This window comes from Nocardiopsis yanglingensis (assembly GCF_045809185.1).
Lineage (GTDB): Bacteria > Pseudomonadota > Gammaproteobacteria > Xanthomonadales > Xanthomonadaceae > Stenotrophomonas > Stenotrophomonas yanglingensis.
The window spans coordinates 123184-124384 of the sequence record NZ_JBJNRH010000013.1 but is presented as its reverse complement, the minus strand read 5'-3'; the positions used below and the strand labels follow the sequence as shown (position 1 = coordinate 124384).

Here is a 1201-nt window from a genome sequence, read left to right as displayed (position 1 = left end):
GGGGGGGGGGGGGGGGGGGGGGGGGGGGCCCCCAACCCCCGGCGTGGGGGGGGGGGCCGCCCGGCGCCCGCCACTACCACAGGTGGGTCAGTGACCCGATTCGACCTTGCGCCATTCCACGGCGGCACGATCCAGCACGCCGTTGACGTAGGTGTGGCCGTGCTCGGAACCGAAGCGCTTGGCTGATTCGATGGCCTCGTTGATCACCACGCGGTACGGCACGTCCAGGCGGTAACGCAGCTCGTAGGCGGCCAGGCGCAGCACCGCGCGTTCGATCGCGTCCACTTCCTCGATGCCACGGTCCAGGTACGGGCCGAGGGCTTCGTCGATGTCGCGACGGTTGTCGAGCACGCCGTGCAGCAGCGCCTCGAAGTAGGCCAGGTCGGCGATTTCACGGGCCTGCTCATGGGCGAACTGGGCGATCAGCGACTGTGCGTTGCCGCCGGAGATCTGCCAGGCGTAGATGGCCTGCACGGCACGACGGCGGGCGCGCGAGCGCAGCACCGGATCGACGCCATCGCGGCGGACGGGTTTACCGGAGGGCTTGCCCTGGGTGTTCTTGTTCATGGCAGCTGCTCCAGAAGATTGACCATTTCCAATGCGGCGAGTGCGACTTCCTCGCCCTTGTTGCCGTGGCTCCCGCCTGCGCGGGCCTCGGCGTCTTCAACGCGTTCCACCGCCAGCACGCCGTTCAGCACCGGCACGCCGAAGTCCAGCTGCACGCGCATCAGGCCTTCGGCGCAGCGGTCGGCCACGTGTTCGTAGTGACGGGTATCGCCACGGATCACGCAGCCCAGGGTGAGGATGGCGGCGTGTTCATGGGCGGCGGCCAGGCGCGCGGCCACCAGCGGCAGTTCCCAGGCACCCGGCACGCGGATCACGTCGATGTTGGCTTCGGTGATGCCGTTGCCGGCCAGGCTCTGGCGGGCGCCAGCGACCAGCGTGTCGGTGATGCGGGCATTCCAGCGGCTGGCCAGGATGGCGAAGCGCGCCGATTCGGGAGTGCGAAGATCGCCTTCGAAGTGGCTCATATGCGGCTTGGGGGACTCGATAAGGGGGTAATTCTAGCGTGGATGGGCCCCGGCCGTGGCTGGCGGGGGCTTGCAGGGTGTGCCGACCAACGGTCGGCACCCACCACAGGTAGGGCATAGTCGGCACCCACCAGAGGGCGGACGGTGGGTGCCGACCGTTGGTCGGCACA

General features: G+C 69.2%; 2 protein-coding genes. Both read right to left on the bottom strand.

All coding sequences use genetic code 11. From position 1 onward, the window contains the following. Positions 1–87: 87 nt before the first annotated feature. Complete coding sequence (gene nusB, locus ACJ7C5_RS16570) at positions 88–567, bottom strand: transcription antitermination factor NusB (RefSeq protein WP_005408062.1); 480 nt, start codon at positions 565–567, stop codon at positions 88–90. Next, a complete protein-coding gene (ribH, locus tag ACJ7C5_RS16565) occupies positions 564–1031 on the bottom strand; it encodes a 6,7-dimethyl-8-ribityllumazine synthase (protein WP_005408061.1) in 468 nt (155 codons plus the stop codon). The genes nusB and ribH overlap by 4 nt, the downstream gene beginning before the upstream one ends. Positions 1032–1201: the final 170 nt, after the last annotated feature.

What these genes read in the sequence shown, in the direction of transcription:
- nusB (WP_005408062.1), bottom strand. Translation starts at nt 567, where the DNA reads ATGAACAAGAACACCCAGGGCAAGCCCTCCGGTAAACCCGTCCGCCGC.
- ribH (WP_005408061.1), bottom strand. Translation starts at nt 1,031, where the DNA reads ATGAGCCACTTCGAAGGCGATCTTCGCACTCCCGAATCGGCGCGCTTC.